We start from the raw sequence: 19,187 nt of genomic DNA, 5'->3' as shown, positions 1-19,187 counted from the left end.
TATATAGATAGGGCTTATATACCTGTTATATAGTAGTTTGTTAACGGTTATAAAGAATTTATAAGAGAGTTTATGCCCTTTCTGCGTTGTATTTAAGACGTTTCCTGTTCAAAGGCCCTACAACCTGTTCAAAAACGTACACTTCCTCTTCAAAATCGAACGAAAAAACACGGCTGTCTACTTCTTATATTTATGATAATCAATCATTTAATGCGTGGTATTCTTTTTGTCATCACGCTCATCTATTGCTACAACCATGTTTAACTACAACCATTTTAAGATTGCTTACCGCTCCCTTTGGAGAAAACGGGCGTTTTCCTTCCTGAATATTGCCGGACTGGCAGTAGGTATTGCCGCCAGCCTGCTGATCTTCCTCGTGATCAGGAATGAAATGAGTTATGACAGGTATCATAAGAATGTCAACAGGATCTACCGTGTCGTGACCACAGTAACTAATGCCAGCAACGGGGAAGTGGAATCCACGCATGCCGCTGCACCCATGCCTTTATCAGGCACATTAAGACAGGATTTTCCCGGTATTGAGCAGGCAGCAGGCATCTGGGATATAGGACCGGCCCAGGTATATGTACCCGGAAAAGACTTAGCCGATGAAAAACGTTTTAATGTAAAGAACGGGCTGTTTTTTTCAGAACCGCATCTCTTTAAAATATTTGATTACACCTGGCTGGCAGGTAATGCCGAAGGCTTAAAAGACCTGAACACGGTAGTACTTGATAAAAGCCTGGCAGAAACCTTTTTCGGTAACTATAGCAATGCGATAGGCAAAACAGTGCAGTTATGGTCATATCGGGTCCCTTTAAAGGTCGTAGGGGTGTATAAAGATCTTCCCGCCAATACAGATGTTCCTGTGCGCCTGGTGGGTTCCTTTGTGACCTTCGTTAAGCTGAATGGGAACAACCTGCTGGATAAATCGTCCTGGTCGCATCCGAACTTTAACAGCTCCTGCTTTGTGCTGATATCTGCCAAACAGGACATGAACAAACTGCAGCAGCAAATGCCGGGTTTTGTAAACCATTATTACCCGGAAGAACATGGGCTTAAAACGAAACAAACACATTTAGCTTTTCAGCCGCTGAAGGAAGTGCACCTGGATAAGCGTTTTACGCATTATGGTAAAGCCAGTCTCACCTACCGGGAACTTTACTCATTAGGACTTATCGGCATCTTCCTGCTGCTTGTAGCCTGTATCAACTTCATCAACCTGGCCACTGCGCAATCGGTAAGCCGTGCAAAAGAAATCGGGGTGCGTAAGGTATTGGGTAGCACCCGTACCCAGTTACTTCGTCAGTTCCTGAATGAAACAGCCCTGATAACAGCGATGGCACTGGTACTTGCGGGTGTGATAGTTTCGCTGTCATTACCGGCCCTCAGCACATTAATGCAGAAGGAGATTTCCCCGCAATTATTATATTCTCCTGTCACTATCTTGTATTTGCTCTTTACAGGCGTTTTAATCACTTTATTAGCCGGTTCCTATCCTGCTATGGTCTTATCTGGTTTTAACCCCGTAGCGGCCATTAAAAGCAAGATTACGACCCGTACAATAGGGGGGATCTCATTACGAAGGGGATTGGTGGTGATGCAGTTCGTGATTGCCCAGTTGCTGGTAATAGGTACCCTGGTGGTGGTAAAGCAGATGGCGTATTTCCGTAACCAGCCCATGGGCTTTGCAAAAGAAGCTGTTATCCTGATAAGTCTGCCCAGTGAGGACAGTTATAAACAGCATTATGAAAACATGAAACAGCAGTTATCACAGATACCCGGTGTATCCGCAGCCAGTTTATGTATGGATGCTCCTTCTGCCGGTTGGGAATCTTCCAGTACTTTCTTTTTCGATAACAATCCGGAGAAGCAGCCTTTTGTAACGATGCAGCAATTTGCTGATACCGGTTATATAAGAACTTTTCAGTTAGGTTTGGTCGCAGGCAGAATGCCATATGCCAGTGACACTATCCGGGAATTATTAGTGAATGAAACAATGGTAAAAAAGCTTGGATTAAAATCAGTCAATGAGATCCTGGATAAAACAATTTCTTTTGATGATGGTATAAAATATCCCATAGTAGGAGTACTTAAGGACTTTAACAGCCGGAACCTGCGTTATGCTGTGCAACCATTAGTATTAACTACCTATTTCAGGACCTACAGTTTTGTCGCGTTGAGGCTGGACCCTGTTAAAATGCAAACTACGCTGCCACAGGTACAAAAGGTATTTACTTCAGTATTTCCTACCTATCTGTTCGACTGCACATTCCTGGATGAAAGGATTGGGGAATATTATGAGATAGAAGGGATCACTGCAAAACTTTTCGAGGTATTTGCATTTCTGGCCATCTTTATCTCCTGCCTTGGTTTATATGGACTGATCTCATTCATGGCAGTACAGAAAACAAAAGAGGTAGGTATCCGCAAAGTCTTAGGCGCCTCTATACAAAGTATCGTATACATGTTTTCCAGAGAATTTACGATCTTAATCGGGATTGCATTCCTGGTAGCAGCACCCCTGGGATATTATTTCATGCAGGAGTGGCTCGCTGGTTTTTACTATCATACAAATATGGGCTGGGGGATATTTGTGATGTCTGTTGTGTTATCCGTAATCATCGCCTGGATTACAGTGGGATATAAAGCCGTAAGTGCTGCATTGGCAAATCCTGTTAAAAGTCTGAAAACAGAATAAATATGAAAAACAATACACAGGTGCAGTTATTCCTTTGATTATTTATCTCGTGCCAGGAGGCAAGGAGACTAATCCTATTCCCAAAGAAGTACTTTATCATCATTAAAAATTATAGTTGATGCTCCTGACATAGCGAATTTCGTTCTGTCAGGAGCATCGTTTTTATTACTGAGGATTATTCAGCGTACACGTCAACGTACCATATCCCAACTGATCATATCCTCCACTGCCTGAACCATAGTCTCCACCACCTCCTTCAGGTCTTACTTTTTCTGCATACTGTGTGGTGTACGGCGCAGACAATCCTTTCAATTTTACATAGTGATTATAGATCAGTTCCCATACCGGCCGGGTGTTACCACGGGAAGCATCACTGATGATCTCCTGATCTACTCCTAAGCAATTAGTATATGCAACGTAGGGGACATCCTGTCCCATGTTATATTTTGCTACGTATTCGGCTCCTTTCAGAAAACGGTTGTCGTCGTATCCATACATATCGTCTCCCTGGCTCCACGCCATTTCGCAAAAAGCACCCATCAAGGCCATGCCTAACATTGTGTGCCCTTGATCACGACCGCTTTCCTGCCATTGCCCCAGTCCGCCATCATGAATATAATAGACCGCATTTTTGATATTACCGTTTCCTGCTCCGTATTTAAAATAGGTGATGGCTTCATTATAAATGTCCCGGTCATCACAAAGTACACCGATTGCCAGCAGGGAACACATGTTACACAGGTCCCAGTTGGCATAATAATGCCCCATGCATCTTTCCCACCTCGTTATGAAAGTATGATTCACTTTATAGAATACATTCAGCATCATTCGCTGAAAACGTGCGAGATCAGAAGCAGACCATCCTTTATATGTTCTCATGATCTCTCCTGCATTGGCAAATTCATAGCCATACAAACCTGCAGCCAGCACAGAATCATTATTCCCTGCCAGTTTCGTCAGTTGGGCCGACCATGCATTCATGATGCTGATAGATTTCCTTGCATATGCTTCGTCACCAGATACTTTCCACCTCAGTGCGGATGCATAAGCGGCTGCGATATCATTAAATAACAGACTGTAGTTTTCGGCATGCACACCATCAGCTCCACGGTAAACAATGGCTTGCGGACTGGCAGTCCAGTTTGTAGAAGAATGCGCATTGGAAGTAAGTTTATTCCAGCCGGACAACCATGGTTCCGTGCCGGCGGCCACCTTTGCCTGCATGCGTTCAAAAGCTGCCGCTGTATGTAACAGCCCAGGATGTACGAAAGCGGTGTCATGATCATTGATAGCTAGGGAAGGTGTCAATGTTTCTCTGCTTTTTTTGCATGCTGCAGCAAATAAAACGTATAACGAAAAGGCACAGAGAAGTGCACTCAGGTAATTGGCTCTCATGGATTAAGGTGTTAGTAGGTTTATTTATTGTTACACTGTTATGGTATCCAAACCGGATTTTTTCAATACAAAGAAATGGCAGCTCATTGTTCACGAATCGATATCAAGATAAGTATAAATATTTATTTATTAAAATAAGTGGTAATTGGGAGTGCCTCATTTTTATTACATAATCTTCGCGCCAGATGTTGTTGATCGATAAATACACCTTATCTGACGTGAATATCAGGTGAAGTTAAATTGAAAAACAAGTCCTGAGCCCATATTCCAAAGCTACATCAGAGAACTAAACAGTCAGATGCAGTGTATTTATGATCAACAACATCTGCCAATCTACGCTTTCATAATATTTGATGCACTCCCGGACCGGTAATCATTTGTACTGTTTTATTATTTATAAATATTCCTGGCAATTGAAATTTTAGCTTGTCTGAAGCATGCTGTTTATTGTAATTTGCGTCCCAATGAATGTTGATTTTCTTATTATAGGGCAGGGGATTGCAGGCACAGTACTTAGTCATGCTTTGATGGAAGCAGGATGTTCTGTGATGGTCATGGATGAGTACAAGCCCAATAGTGCGTCCCGTATTGCGGCAGGGGTTATTAATCCTGTATCAGGCAGGCGGTTTACTGTTTCCTGGTTATATGATGATATATATCCGGTGGCGGTAAAGACTTATCAGCGATTGGAACAATTGTTAAACGTACCGGTATTCAGGGAACGTGATATCTGGAATGTGCTGCCATCTGAACAGCTAAAGGATGCATTCATGGAGAGAACGTCCGGACTAACATACATGCATGTTCCGGATAATGATCCTTATGATGCTTTTTTGCATCAGCCTTTTGGTGCAGCAGTTATTAAAGGAGCTACGGTGTTACTGCATAACCTGTTGCCTGCCTGGAGAAATTACCTGAAACAGCATCATGTTTTAAGAGAAGAACGCTTTAACGTAAATGCATTAGAGATAGGTGAGAAGATAAAATACAAGGATATCACCGCAAACCGTATCATCTTCTGTGAAGGCTCGGCCACTGCATCAAACCCCTGGTTCAATAATATCCCTTTCCTGCTGAATAAAGGAGAGGTACTGAAAGTGCGTATCCCCGGTTTCTATACCGAAGATATTGTGAAGAGAAGCATTACCCTCGTACCGCAGGAAAAGGACATCTACTGGGTAGGAGCCACCTTTGCCTGGGATTATAAAGATGAACTGCCTACCGCAGAAAAAAGAGAATACCTGGAAGCTGGACTGCAACAACTGCTGAAAGTCCCTTACGAGGTACTTGATCAATACGCAGGCGTTCGCCCATCCGGAACAGACCGCCGCCCTATGATGGGCGTACATCCGGAACACCCGGTGCTGGGGATCTTCAATGGCCTGGGCACAAAAGGTACATCTCTGGCACCCGCTATGGCGGCTCAGTTTGTGACACATCTGCTTGAAGATAAGCCACTATGGCAGGAAATAGATATTAAACGCTTTTTTAACAGGCGTAAAGGATAGAAATGCAATGATCATACGTTATCTTTGCCGACCCCGGTAACGAAGTTTCCGGACCAAATTTGAACTTTATAATATAATTATATGTACAGAACGCACACTTGTGGCGAGCTACGACTGGAACACAACGGTAAACAGGTATCATTGTCCGGCTGGGTACAAACAGTCCGGAAATTTGGAAGCATCACTTTCGTGGATCTGCGCGACCGCTACGGTATCACGCAGTTGCTGTTTGGTGAATCTTTGAATCAGCAGCTTGATAACCAGCCACTTGGGCGCGAATTTGTTATACAGGTAACTGGTACCGTTACAGAGCGTTCCAGCAAAAACAAGAACATCCCTACCGGTGAAGTGGAAATCACTGTCAGCAGCTTTTCTATCCTGAATGCTGCTAAAACGCCTCCTTTCACCATACAGGACGATACTGACGGCGGCGATGAATTACGTATGAAATTCCGCTACCTCGATCTGCGTCGTAATATCGTGAAGCAAAACCTGGAACTGCGCTACCGCCTCAACAGGGCTGCCCGTAACTTCCTGGACAGCAAAGGCTTCATGGATATCGAAACGCCTTTTCTGATCAAATCCACACCGGAAGGCGCCCGCGACTTCGTAGTACCAAGCCGTATGAACCCTAACGAGTTCTATGCTCTGCCACAGTCGCCACAGACTTTCAAACAACTGCTGATGGTCAGCGGATACGACCGCTACTATCAGATCGTGAAATGTTTCCGCGACGAAGACCTTCGTGCCGACCGTCAGCCGGAATTCACCCAGATCGACTGTGAAATGAGCTTCGTAGAACAGGAAGATATCCTGAACAACTTTGAAGAGATGCTGAAATATATCTTCCAGGAAATAAAAGGGATTACGTTCAATGAACCATTCCCCCGCATGACCTTCGACGATGCCATGGAATTCTATGGTAACGATAAACCGGATATCCGTTTCGAAATGAAACTGGTGAATTTTAACGACGTTGCCAAACACAACGGCTTTAAAGTATTCGATGAAGCTGAACTGGTAGTAGCTATCTGCGCCAAAGGTTGCGCGGAATACACCCGCAAACAGTTGGACGAACTCACCGAATGGGTAAAACGTCCGCAAATAGGTATGAGCGGCCTGATCTACGCCCGCGTAGGCGCTGACGGTTCCGTTAAAAGCTCTGTGGATAAATTCTTCGACGAAACCAAACTGAAAATCTGGGCAGATAAATGCCAGGCTCAGCCCGGCGATCTGATACTGGTACTGGCTGGTAAGGAAGAACGCACCCGTAAGGCCATGAGCGAACTGCGCCTGGAAATGGGCGAACGCATGGGCCTGCGTAATAAAGACGAGTTTAAGCCGTTATGGGTAATAGACTTCCCGCTGTTCGAATACGCGGAAGAAGAAAACCGCTGGGTAGCACGGCACCATCCGTTTACCTCTCCAAAGCCTGAACATATCAGTTGGATGGAGGACACTTCTAAATACGCAGACATTAAGGCAAACGCCTACGATATAGTACTCAATGGTACCGAAATTGGTGGCGGATCTATCAGGATCTTCCAGCGTGAACTCCAGGAAAGAATGTTTGCCGCATTAGGCATGAGCCCGGATGAAGCCCGTCATAAATTCGGCTTCCTGCTCGGTGCTTTTGAATATGGTGCACCCCCGCATGGTGGTATCGCTTTCGGGTTCGACCGCCTGTGTTCGCTATTGGGTGGCAGCGAAAGCATCAGGGATTTCATCGCTTTCCCGAAGAACAATTCCGGCCGCGATGTAATGCTGGACGCGCCTAGCGACATTGACCAGTCACAATTGAACGAGCTCAAAATATCATTAGTGAAGTAGGATGGCATAAAATTTGCCAAAGGGTGTTGCTTTGTAACCGGGTCCCCCTTGATGCTGGAAATTACAGTATTAAGGGGGATCAGTGCAAACAATAAGGAACGTTAACTGTTGGTTTCTTATAACTAACAGATTAATAATTAATTACAAGTTAATCATCATATTGTATAAATATTTAAACTATATTGCCGGAACAAAAAATAACAATGCCATGTCATTAAACCGCTTTTTTTGCAGAGGATGGTTTTGTGCGGTGTTATGTATCATTTTATTTGCTGGCAATACAGCGTTCGCGCAGCGTTCAGTAACCCGCTACGTGGACAATCACAAAGAAACTGCTGTAAAACTGATGAATGAGACCGGGATCCCCGCCAGTGTAATACTGGGCGTGGCCATGCTGGAATCTGGTTCAGGGACCAGCAAAAATGCCAAGCTGCTGCATAATCACTTCGGAATAGTAGGGAAGAACAAACTACATAAAATCAAAGGGGCTACCTATCGCTCAAAATACAAGGAATTTGCATCTGACGCCGACTCTTACAAATACTTTGTAAATATGCTCTCCCGCAAAAAATGGTTCTCCAAAGTAAAAGGGAAACCGGAGTATAAATTATGGCTTACCCATATGAACCACGGAGGATATTCCTCTGCAGGAAAGGAATGGGTAAGAAGAGTGACCAACATGATCACTAAACATAAATTGTACAAATTAGATGAGCAAATGGCGTATTCAAGTAATTAACTTATAGATTTGTAGCAATTTCCTTATATCGTGTGATGTAAATGGGGACTACAAACGTGAATTACAAATCCGACTTAGAGTTATGTCCGGCAAAAACAAATCGGCCTATCCTTTCTATATAATCGCAGGTTCCTTAGTGTGTTTAGTGGCTTTGTCAATGGTCAGAAACACCTTTTCCCTTCAGCATTATACTTCCCGCCCTTTAGATATGCTGGCAGATGTCCGTAAGGATGAGCCGGCAGACAGTACTGCGATCGCTGTTGAAATACCAACAGATACTTCAGCCGCAATAAGTCCGGCGGATACCGTCGCATTGGCTGGTATTCCGGACCCCGACCACGATCACGACTTTGCCTCTTATACAGGGATCCTCAACTACGCAGTACATGATACTGCTGTAAGCGGGCTGGAACATTTCCTGTCGGCACTGAATGAATTGAAAACCGGTAAGAGGAAAAAAGTACGTATCGCCTACTTCGGGGATTCTATGATAGAAGGAGACCTGATCACAGAAGACCTGCGCGACAGCCTGCAGATCCTGTTTGGTGGTTCAGGGGTAGGTTTTGTGCCTATTACTTCAGTAGTAGCAGGCTTCAGGACTACCATCAATCATACCTTCTCTAAAGACTGGAAAGACTATAGCTATAAAGAATTACCCCCTGCCAGTATTCCTCTGGGAATGTCCGGGCATACGTTTGTACCGGGTGAAAGTAGCTGGACCAGGTATGCACCTGTACATAAACACAACCTCGACAAATTTGAGGAAGTGAGCCTGTTATATGGCCCTGCTTCCGGTGGTAATATCTCTGTAAACGATAAGCAATATGCCTTAAGTGGCCGGGCGCCTGTCAATACATTGTCCTGGAAACAGGATTCTGCTCATCCGAACGTTAATATTAAATGGGCTGGCGGAAGCAGTATGCCTTTTTATGGGGTTTGTTTTGAAGCTGATAATGGTGTATATGTAGATAATTATTCCTTCAGGGGTATTAGTGGCATAGAATTGGGTAAATTGTCTAAACAGATAGTGGAACAGATGCAGACTGAACATCCGTACGATCTGGTAGTACTGCATTATGGTGCGAACATGCTCTGGAAGCCGGAACTGACAGACTATTCCTGGTACGGCCGTCCCATGAAAAGAGTAATGGATTCATTGCGTAATGACCTTCCGAATACTTCTTTCCTGGTGATTACCACCGCTGATAAATCGTACAGGAAAGGGGGGAACTGGATGACTGCTCCGGGTGTACCTGCCCTGGTAAAAACGCAGCACGAACTGGCTAAAGAACATGGTGCCGCTTACTGGAACCTGTATGCCGCCATGGGTGGAGAAGGTTCTATGGTACAGTGGGTAGAAGGGGACCCTGCCCTTGCGAATAAAGATTACACACACTTTAACAGACAGGGAGCGGCCAAAGTAGGGGCGCTGCTGTATAAAGCAATGATGGATGAATATAAGATGGAACATCAGTAAATCTTTTTTGACCGTGATGCTGGCTATTGCCGGCACCGCGGTAACAGCACAAACTAATACGATTGCACAGGATACCGCACTGGACCGTTTTTATGCAGCTTTACATAAAGCAAACAGTCATGTGATATCCATATTGCATCTTGGCGATTCTCATATTCAGGCAGGCTTTTTTCCTTTAACAACGGCTAATTACCTGCAACAGGCTTTTGGCAGTGCGGGTCGTGGATGGGTATTCCCTTTTAACCTGGCAGGTACCAATGGTCCGGAAGATTACCGCTGGAACAGTACCGGCAGATGGCAGTCGGCCCGCGTAGTAGACCGTTATAAAGACGATCCCCTGGGGCCGGGCGCTATTGTTCTCACTTCTCAGAGCGGGGCCCCTGCTCTCGCCTACAGCGGCAAACAGGATGGGATAGATAACACGATCCGTGTAGCAGAATTATTCTATGATGCCGGGGTGGATGATAGTAGTATCAGTGCACCAGGCGCTGATGTGCAGGTTACAGGAGTACCTTTCCGGGGCGCTGGTGAAACGGTGAAGAAGGCTACTTTAACCTTTCCGGAATTGGTGCAGTCCTTCCAGGCAAGATGGGATGAAAAGGGGAATGGCCCTTTCCGTTTTTATGGCGCTTTACTGCGTAATGGTCATAATGGAGTGTTGTATAGCGCTATTGGTATCAATGGGGCCATGTACCAGCATTACAATGAACAGAGCAGTATTCTTACTGCCCAGATGGACGTGCTGCAACCGCAACTGGTAATTATTTCCCTGGGAACAAACGAAGCGTATAGCAGCCTCAGTGCTTCTTCCTTTCGTGCCCAGATTGATAGCACCGTACAGTTGATAAAACGTACACGCCCGGATGTTTCTATTGTACTTACTACGCCGGCAGAATCCAAAAGAACAAGTAAAAAGGCTTTTAGAAGAAAAGCTGGTAAAAAGTACCGCACATATTATAAAGTAGCTTATTATCCGAATCCTTATATCACAGTAGTAACCCAGCAGATTATGAATTATTGCCGGGAAAACGGACTGGCATGCTGGAATTTTAACGCATTAACAAGGTCGATGGCGGGTAGCTTTTCAGGCGCCTGGGCTGTAGATCATATCCACTTTAATGCACGTGGTTATCAGTTGCAGGGCCGACTTTTATATGAGGCATTACACGCCGGATACGAGAAATATTTAAAAACAGTGGAATGATTGACCTGAACAAACTGTTAGAGACATTACTGTATAGTAAAAAAGACCCTATACTATTTAACAGCGCATTTTTCTTCTACTTCTTTGCAGTGTTCCTGCTTTGCTACCTGGCAGCCGCCAGGAGCAAAAGATATAGAGTCGCTATCTATACCATCTTCTCCCTGTACTTTTTCTACAAGGCCTGCGGCCCTTATGTAGGATTGATACTATTGTCTGCTATCGTGGATTTCAACCTTTCCAGGTGGATCTATAACTCAGAAAAACCGGGATTCAGGAAAGGATTGATGACGTTCAGTATCATCCTTAACCTGGGATTGTTGTTCTACTTTAAATACATGAACTTCTTTATCGGAGTAGGGAATGATCTGAATGTATGGCACTTTAACCTGATAAGAGATATTATATTACCTATCGGGATCTCTTTCTATACATTCGAGAACCTCAGTTATACCATTGATGTTTACAAGAGAGAGATCAAACCGGTGGATAATTTCATGGATTACCTCTTCTTCCTGTCATTCTTCCCTAAACTAATGATGGGACCTATTGTAAGGGCCGCTGATTTCATCCCGCAGATTTCCCAGCCTTACGAACTGGATTCAGAAGATATAGGGAAAGGAATGTACCTGATCATCAGTGGATTATTCAAAAAGGTGATCATCTCCGATTTTATCTACCAGAACTTTGTACAATATATATTTGACGATCCTTCCAAACACACCGGACTGGAATGTCTCTTAGGGGTGTACGGGTATGCTTTGGTGATCTATTGCGACTTCTCCGGTTATTCTGATATGGCATTGGGTATTGCCCGCTGGACAGGCTTTAAGATCCCGCCTAACTTCGAATCTCCTTACCAGAGTGCTTCAATCACAGAGTTCTGGCGTCGCTGGCATATTTCCTTGTCTTCCTGGTTAAGGGATTACCTGTACATTCCTTTGGGAGGTAACCGTAAAGGGAAAGTCCGTCAATACATCAACCTGTGGTTAACCATGCTGATAGGCGGGTTCTGGCATGGGGCCAGTTGGAATTTTATTTTCTGGGGAGGATTGCATGGTACCGCGCTGGCAGTAGATAAAGTGAGAATCGATGCCCAGAAGAAACGGGGAGGAGCACCTGCCGGATGGAAGGGGACCGTGCTGAAAATAGGTGGTATATTCCTCACTTTCCACTTCGTATGTTTCTGCTGGATATTCTTCAAAGCATCTACATTCCATGATTCCTGGGCATTGATCAACCAGATAGTGCATGATTTCCAACCGGAAGTATGGCTGGAGCTGTATAATGGCTATACCATGGTATTCTGGGTGATGCTGGGTGCATTTATCCTGCATTTCCTGCCTAAGCGCAGTGAGAACTTTGCCGAAAGGACGATGGCCCGTTTCCCTGTATGGGGCAGCATAGCAGTGATGGCCTTCTTTATTTACATCCTGGTACAGGTCAAATCATCTGATACCATGTTACCGATTTATCTGCAGTTTTAAATAAGCCATTTTTATGTGGTGGTGCGAAGCACCATCACATAAAAAATTGGAGAAGGGGTGCAGGGCAATGCCCTCTACCCAAATTGGTTACGATAATATCCTGAGAGAACCTATTATTTTCCATTACCTTATTGTTAATTATTTTTCTTTGCTTTGCGGCAAATTACCTTTGCAATGCGGCTCAAACATCTGCCGGCCCTTGGCCTGCTATTGTTGTTTTCTAATGCGCTGAAGGCCCAGTTCCTTACAGACATGATCGACACTACCAAAAGCCTGGGTAAGGGAATGTTCTCCCTTTATCAGAAATATGACGCGCTGCGTTTCAGTGGTTATCTCCAACCCCAGTTTCAATATGCTCAGGATAAGGGTATAAAAAGTTATGACGGGGGAGACTTTCCTGCTCACGTAAACAATCGCTTTACGCTCCGCCGTGGCCGTTTTCGCTTAGATTATTCCCGCTACGATGATCATCAGATGCCGAAAGTACAGTTTGCCTTTCAGTTCGATGGAACAGAAAGAGGGGTATTTATCCGTGATTTCTTTGGCCGCGTATTCGAAAACCACTGGAACGTGTTCTCTGTTACCGCTGGTATGTTCGGTCGTCCTTTCAGCTATGAGGTAAATCTGGCCTCTGCAGATAGGGAAACACCGGAACGCGGGCGTATGTCGCAGATCCTGATGAAAACGGAAAGGGATTTGGGTGCCATGATCTCCTTTGAACCTAGGGAAGCAACACATCCGCTGAGGTTCATAAGAATAGATGCAGGATTGTTCAATGGCCAGGGACTTACGGCTACCAGCGACTTTGACAGTCATAAGGATTTCATCTCCCGTATAGCTGTCAAGCCTCAAACAATATTCAATAACTGGCTTCTGTCTGGTGCTATATCCTGTCTGTATGGTGGTATGGAACAGTTTACCCAATACATCTACACAATGAATAACAACGTATTCAAAGTAGATTCGTCCACCGCTAACATCGGGAAGATCGCACCCCGTCATTACTATGGCGCAGATATACAATTGAAGATCCCGAATGGAAAGGATAAAGGATTTACAGAGATAAGGGGAGAATTCATAAAAGGACTACAAACCGCTACCGCCGCCAGTACTGAAACGCCGGGGAGCATTCCCATGACAGGCACAAAGAATGCCCCGTTATACATCCGCAATTTCACTGGGGCTTACTTTTATTTTTTACAGAACTTAGGCAGTCCGTTTCACCAACTGGTATTAAAATATGACTGGTACGATCCGAATTCAAAAGTAAAAGGGAGACAACTGGGCGCTGATTTCACAGAAGGAGATATCCGTTACGATACCTTTGGCGCCGGTTACATTTACTACCTGGATGAACATATGAAACTGATGTTGTACTACGACATCGTAAAGAATGAAAGTACTTCCTTAACCGGTTATACTTCAGATGTAAAAGACAATGTATTTACCTGCAGGTTGCAATACCGCTTCTGAATACTATTCTCCTGATTCAAGTGTAAAACCAAATGTGGAACCGATCTCTGGTTTACTCCGGATATTGATCGTCTGGTCGTGCGCTTCAATGATGTGTTTAACGATGGCCAACCCTAAGCCGGTACCGCCAATATCCCGGCTCCTGGCCCTGTCTGTGCGATAGAAACGTTCAAACACACGTGGGAGGTGTTCTTCCGACATCCCGATACCATCGTCGGAGATCTCTACCAGTACACGTTTATCATCCATCACATAGATACTTGCAACAGTATGCCCGTCGGGACGGCCATACTTAATAGAATTATCTACCAGGTTAATCAGTACCTGCCGTACTTTTTCTTTATCCGCCTGTACATGGATAGGTGCCTCACAGCCCTTCTTTACCTGGAATTTAATCCCTTTGGTATTGGCTTTAAGAGATAAAGTATCAAATACGTCTTTGATCAGCTCCTGTATAGTGAAGTTCTCTTTGTTGATCGTCATTTCCCCGCTTTCCAGTTTGGAGATCTCATCCAGATCATCAATCAGGCGGCAAAGCCTGTCGATGTTTTTGGTCGCGTTTTTCAGGAACAGCTTATTCACACTGGGATCATCCAGGGCGCCATCCAGCAAGGTATGGATGTATCCCTGTACCGCAAAAATGGGCGTTTTCAGCTCATGGCTGAGGTTAAGCAGGAACTCTTTACGGAACTCTTCGTTCCTGCGAAGCATATCCAGTTCTTCTTTTTTCTGACTGGCCCATTTCTCCACATCTTCACTTACTTCTTCAATTGTCTTTAAAGGAAGGATATTCTTGTTAAAGAAATCCTCACGTTTAGAGGCTTTGGTTTGATAGATGAATTTGTAGATCAGTTTTATTTTCCGGTAGATAAAGTTCTGTAACGTATAAAGATACAGGTAGTACGATACCAGGAAGGTAAGGGTAAAGGCCGTCAGGATTATCTTCCAGTCAGCATCAATTAATGCTGTACCTAACGTGATAATACCTGATAGTATCAGGGCAGTAAAACCTGCCAGTTTTTGTGGGGAAAGGTTCTTTGCTTTAAACATACTCCATAGTGAGTAATTCTTATAATACCGGGAAATTAATCCAATTTTTTCACTTGACATAACTCACACTGCGGAAAGCCTTAGGCTTCCGGCATTTTGCTTAAAAAGAGAACATCCTACATTTCGAACTTGTACCCAACACCTTTCACGGTGGTGATAAGGTCGATTCCTATTTTCTGACGTATTTTCCGGATGTGCACATCGATGGTACGATCGCCTACGATTACCTCTGTACCCCATACCTGGTTCAGTATTTCGTTACGGAGGAATACGCGGCCCGGTTTAGAGGCAAGCAGTTGTAACAGTTCAAATTCTTTCTTTGCCAGGATGATTTCCAGACCTTTGTATGTAACAGTAAATTTCTCACGATCGATGATCAGGTCTCCCAGGTGTACCTGCATTTCTTCCGGTTTGTGAAGGCGGCGGAAGAGGGCATTGATGCGGCTTACCAGTAATTTGGGTTTAATAGGTTTGGCGATATAATCGTCTGCACCCATGTTTAAGCCGTCTATTTCTGATTTCTCATCATTGAGGGCTGTGAGGAACAGCACCATCGTATCTTTAAATTCCGGAATCTTTCTGATCTCTCTGCAGGTATCAATACCGTTCTTGTTCGGCATCATGATATCCAGCATGATCAGGTCGGGACGAAACACCTTTGCTTTCTGAATAGCCTCGCTGCCATCTTTAGCGGTTACAGTATCATATCCTGCTGATTTGAGATTGTAACTTATAATTTCGAGAATGTCCAATTCATCATCCACCACTAAAATTTTTCCTACTACCGCTTGGTCTATCATATACTTTGACGTTTTTTAAAGACGACACAAAATTATATCGCAGGCTCCGCTATTAATGGAAATTTAACATTATGTAATTGTTAATTCGGTCACATGACACAACCCTGACATGGAGTATGGTACCTAAATTTACGCTTTTTTCATGACATCCTTAACAGCTATACTACCTGATCCTTATTCGTATGCTTGTGATTACCATTGTCTCCCGCCATCTTCTTCAAAGCATTTGTCATTTCGTTCAGCATCTCGATCTGGGTTTGCTGCATCTCCAGCATGTCTTGCTGCTGATGAATCAGGAGGTGGTCCATCTTCTCGTGTAGCACCCTTAATTCCAGTTCTGCCTTCAAATTGATCATATAATCGTTCTTTGAACGGAGACGGTCCTTCTCTTCCTGCCGGTTTTGGCTCATCATAATCACAGGTGCCTGTAAGGCAGCGAGGCAGGAAAGGATCAGATTCAACAGGATAAAGGGGTAGGGATCGAAGCCTTTATTCATCAATATATAAATATTGGCGCCTATCCATACCAGGATAAAAAAGAGGAAAGAGAGGATGAACGTCCAGCTACCGCCAAAAGTGGCAATCTTATCCGCAATATGTTGTCCGAAGGTCATGGGGCCTTCATCTTCCCCAGCATCCAGTTTGTCTGTCAGGGTCTGATGATCCCTCAGTTTTTCCACCACGGTCTTTTGTAACTGGGTCAATTCATCTATTTCCTTGGAGAATAGTCCCTCGAAATACTGCTGCCGGTATGGGTTGAGCTCAGAAATGGACAGATTGGACTTCTGGGTGATATGAGGATGCTCTTTCCGGATAATGTCCATTAAAGGCTTACGGATAGTACGGCAATGTACTTTTTCTGAAATAGGAAACTCTTTACCAGAGAGGTCGCTGACGAAACTTTGCATAAACTGAATAACTTGGAGAATGCGAAATTAATTCAATTTAATGCTAATAGCGTATTAATAAGCTGTAAAGGCCTGTTTACAACTATCTGGTATTTTGGTAGTAAATTTGCTATTATAGCTTTATCAAGTAAGTGAAAAGCACATTTATATTAATGAAAAGATTTATAGTTATCTTATTGCTGGCTGCTTTTTCGGGTAGCCTTTTACATGCGCAAACATCAACTCAAAAGATAGAGATTCCTATCGGTCGTATTGGTTTCCATGATAATATCGACAAAGAACAACTGGCCGCTAAAAAGTTTGACGGCAAAGCGGATGACCTTGTACAGGTGTCTGACGACCAGACGATCAACCTGCAGGTGACCAATGCCCTGATCAAACAGGTAGACGATATGCAGAATGAAATAGAGCTGGACAGCAGCCTTGATCACCGTTTAAAGATCAAGTACCTCTCCGGTCTGTATATTATGCTGCACGATTATAATGTAAAACGTTCCTATCGCAGAATAGCTCCGGAAGAGGCCCCCAGTATGGTAAAGGCTTACAGGGATATGATGCATGCCGATATCAAAGGACAAAGCATCCTGCCCTACATCCAGAACTTGTCTTTCGACGCGGGGGAAAAGATGATTGGGTCATTCAAGGATAATCCTGGTTATAAAGACGCCACGGGCGTGATGTTCGCAAAATATGCCTTCAATCACCTGGAAACAGTAATGACCGAAATCGGGAATTACCTGGATTATCCGGCTACAGACTCTATTATAGCTGCCGTAGCCAAAAAGTATCCTAACCAGATCCTGACTTACGCAACGTCTTATACGCCCATAGCCACTGCCATCAAAAGAAACCAGGACCCTCTTGTACAGCAGATCGTACAGATCGGTAACTCCGGGCAGTCTACCCGTATCCTGCCTTTCATAGATGAACTGCTGGCTGGTACTACTACCATAGATAAACTCTCTGCCACCGTAGCTGACGACGACCAGTACTACAAGCAGATGGTAAAATCATCCATCATCCTGCAACAACGTAAGAACAACGGAGAGAGTCCCATGGGGCTCAAAGCCATGATGGAGAACATGCAGGCCAAGTCACTGAAATACATCCGAGAAGTAAACGACCTGCATGAAGAACCGGCTCCCGTGCGTTTCCACATTGTAAAGGATTTTACACCGGAAGAACTGTACTACCTCATCATCAATGGTCAGGAAGAACTGTATACCTCCAGTTATACCAACCATAACAACGCTGGTCTATACGATCAGATGATGGCCCGTATGAAACCAGCCCGTGGCGACAGCTTACTGATGCTGGTATCATTCGACCGGTTCAAGAAGTTCATTGCAATGGCCGCGGGTTTCAACACCCTGGATAATTTCCTGAAGTCCATGGCTCCGGAGAACTCTAACTACCTGATGAAGAAGTATGTAAGCGCCCTGGAGAAAACAGAAGACCTGGAAGATGCGGTGGACGTGGCCAACTCATTTGGCAGCATCCGTGATCCTCAGTTGCTGGCTTTCCTGCGCGAAGAAGTACGGAAAAACTATGTATACGTTTCTAAAAAGAAAGAAAAACGTGGTACGGTGATTTATGAACTGCTGGGTAGCTTGTTCGATACTGAAACTGAGAAAAGTAACGATTCTTCCAAAGCCAGTGAAATGTCTGCCAAGCTGCAACTGCCGCCTATCAACTTCGTATCCTTCAGCTCTTTACAGAGTGATAGCGGACGGGTGTATCAGCAGGTATTCTTCTACGGGGACAAAGACGGACACGAGTCATACATGAGCTTCATGAGTAACTTTCCCGGTGGAGAATGGAAAGTGACCAAAAATAAATACTGGACTACCATCACTTCCCTGAAAGGGAAACCTGTCACAATATTCGCAAACCTGCCGATAGAAGAGCCGGATGATAAGGAAGCGATCCAGAAACTGAGTGAGTACCTGGATGAGAACGATATTCATCCTACTGTATTCATTCACCGTGGTCACAGTTATCACATCAATACTACGCTGGACAATCTGCAAAGCTCTGCCCGTATAGTAGTGCTGGGTTCCTGCGGAGGTTACCACAATATGTCGGTAGTACTGGAAAAATCGCCTGAAGCACATATCATCTCCTCTAAACAGGTAGGTACCCGTTTTGTAAACGAACCTATTATCCGTGCCCTGGACGAAACCATCCGCGCCGGTAAAAATGTGGACTGGGTAGAGATGTGGGCAGGATTAGGCAAACGTTTTGCCGGTGATCCGAGGAATAAGGAGCTGTTTAGTGACTATGTGCCGCCCCACAAAAATCTGGGAGCCATTTTCATCAAGGCCTACCGCCAGATAATGAAAGATGACAAGTAAAAATATAACCGTCCCGGAGCTTCTCCCGGACGGTTTTTTTATTGTAAAAATAAAAAGCAGTAGGTTTGCTTACCGATCACAGATCAGATCTTAGCATCCGTTCTCCGCACAAGAAAAGTATAAGGAAGTAGTAAAAACAGGTGGTCGGTAAATACATGCCAGGCGGAAGCTTATAGCGAAAATAGTACGGTGGAAAATTTAGCAGTCAAGAAGGTTTTTAACGTTAGTCTACTACGGCGCATATTCACTTTTGCAGTTCCTTAC

At 44.4% G+C, this 19,187-nt stretch carries 13 protein-coding genes; 9 read left to right on the top strand and 4 right to left on the bottom strand.

Translation table 11 applies throughout. The annotated features are described in order from the left end of the window. Positions 1–256 precede the first annotated feature (256 nt). On the top strand, positions 257–2,701 hold the full coding sequence (locus GO495_RS24015; protein WP_157302491.1) for an ABC transporter permease: 2,445 nt from the start codon (positions 257–259) through the stop codon (positions 2,699–2,701). Positions 2,702–2,866: 165 nt separating this feature from the next. Here GO495_RS24015 and GO495_RS24010 read toward each other — a convergent pair whose 3' ends face one another. Beyond that, on the bottom strand, positions 2,867–4,009 hold the full coding sequence (locus tag GO495_RS24010; RefSeq protein WP_205691317.1) for an alginate lyase family protein: 1,143 nt from the start codon (positions 4,007–4,009) through the stop codon (positions 2,867–2,869). Positions 4,010–4,560: 551 nt separating this feature from the next. On the opposite strand from GO495_RS24010, the gene GO495_RS24005 reads away from it, so the two are divergent. The 7 genes from GO495_RS24005 to GO495_RS23975 all read left to right on the top strand — a co-directional run bounded on the left by GO495_RS24005 (position 4,561) and on the right by GO495_RS23975 (position 13,811). Then, entirely contained in the window at positions 4,561–5,604 is a 1,044-nt protein-coding gene (locus GO495_RS24005) for an NAD(P)/FAD-dependent oxidoreductase (protein WP_157302489.1), read from the top strand. Positions 5,605–5,685: 81 nt separating this feature from the next. After that, entirely contained in the window at positions 5,686–7,434 is a 1,749-nt protein-coding gene (aspS, locus tag GO495_RS24000) for an aspartate--tRNA ligase (protein WP_157302488.1), read from the top strand. 208 nt (positions 7,435–7,642) lie between these two features. Beyond that, entirely contained in the window at positions 7,643–8,173 is a 531-nt protein-coding gene (locus tag GO495_RS23995; RefSeq protein WP_157302487.1) for a glucosaminidase domain-containing protein, read from the top strand. 157 nt (positions 8,174–8,330) lie between these two features. Then, positions 8,331–9,650: a GDSL-type esterase/lipase family protein gene (locus GO495_RS23990; protein WP_157302486.1), complete on the top strand. Its 1,320-nt coding sequence runs from the start codon at positions 8,331–8,333 to the stop codon at positions 9,648–9,650. Beyond that, on the top strand, positions 9,625–10,854 hold the full coding sequence (locus tag GO495_RS23985) for a GDSL-type esterase/lipase family protein (RefSeq protein ID WP_157302485.1): 1,230 nt from the start codon (positions 9,625–9,627) through the stop codon (positions 10,852–10,854). The genes GO495_RS23990 and GO495_RS23985 overlap by 26 nt, the downstream gene beginning before the upstream one ends. Beyond that, entirely contained in the window at positions 10,851–12,338 is a 1,488-nt protein-coding gene (locus tag GO495_RS23980) for an MBOAT family O-acyltransferase (protein ID WP_157302484.1), read from the top strand. Before GO495_RS23985 ends, GO495_RS23980 begins: the two co-directional genes overlap by 4 nt. Before the next feature lie 174 nt (positions 12,339–12,512). Beyond that, positions 12,513–13,811 carry a porin gene (locus GO495_RS23975; RefSeq protein WP_205691316.1) on the top strand — a complete coding sequence of 433 codons (1,299 nt, stop codon included), beginning with the start codon at positions 12,513–12,515 and terminating at the stop codon, positions 13,809–13,811. A gap of 3 nt (positions 13,812–13,814) precedes the next feature. Here the strand turns inward: GO495_RS23975 and GO495_RS23970 are convergent, their stop codons facing one another. The 3 genes from GO495_RS23970 to GO495_RS23960 form a co-directional block, all read right to left on the bottom strand. Next, on the bottom strand, positions 13,815–14,861 hold the full coding sequence (locus tag GO495_RS23970; protein ID WP_170302715.1) for a sensor histidine kinase: 1,047 nt from the start codon (positions 14,859–14,861) through the stop codon (positions 13,815–13,817). Positions 14,862–14,977: 116 nt separating this feature from the next. After that, entirely contained in the window at positions 14,978–15,661 is a 684-nt protein-coding gene (locus GO495_RS23965) for a response regulator transcription factor (protein WP_157302482.1), read from the bottom strand. A gap of 158 nt (positions 15,662–15,819) precedes the next feature. Beyond that, positions 15,820–16,569 carry a DUF1003 domain-containing protein gene (locus GO495_RS23960; RefSeq protein WP_157302481.1) on the bottom strand — a complete coding sequence of 250 codons (750 nt, stop codon included), beginning with the start codon at positions 16,567–16,569 and terminating at the stop codon, positions 15,820–15,822. A 152-nt stretch (positions 16,570–16,721) separates the two neighbouring features. On the opposite strand from GO495_RS23960, the gene GO495_RS23955 reads away from it, so the two are divergent. Beyond that, the gene (locus tag GO495_RS23955; RefSeq protein ID WP_157302480.1) at positions 16,722–18,923 is read left to right on the top strand and encodes a hypothetical protein; all 2,202 of its coding nucleotides are present in this window, start codon (positions 16,722–16,724) and stop codon (positions 18,921–18,923) included. Positions 18,924–19,187 lie beyond the last annotated feature (264 nt).

It is taken from the genome of Chitinophaga oryziterrae (assembly GCF_009758125.1).
Taxonomy (GTDB): Bacteria; Bacteroidota; Bacteroidia; order Chitinophagales; family Chitinophagaceae; genus Chitinophaga; species Chitinophaga oryziterrae.
Note: the sequence above shows the minus strand (reverse complement) of the source record. Positions and strands in the feature narration are given on the sequence as shown.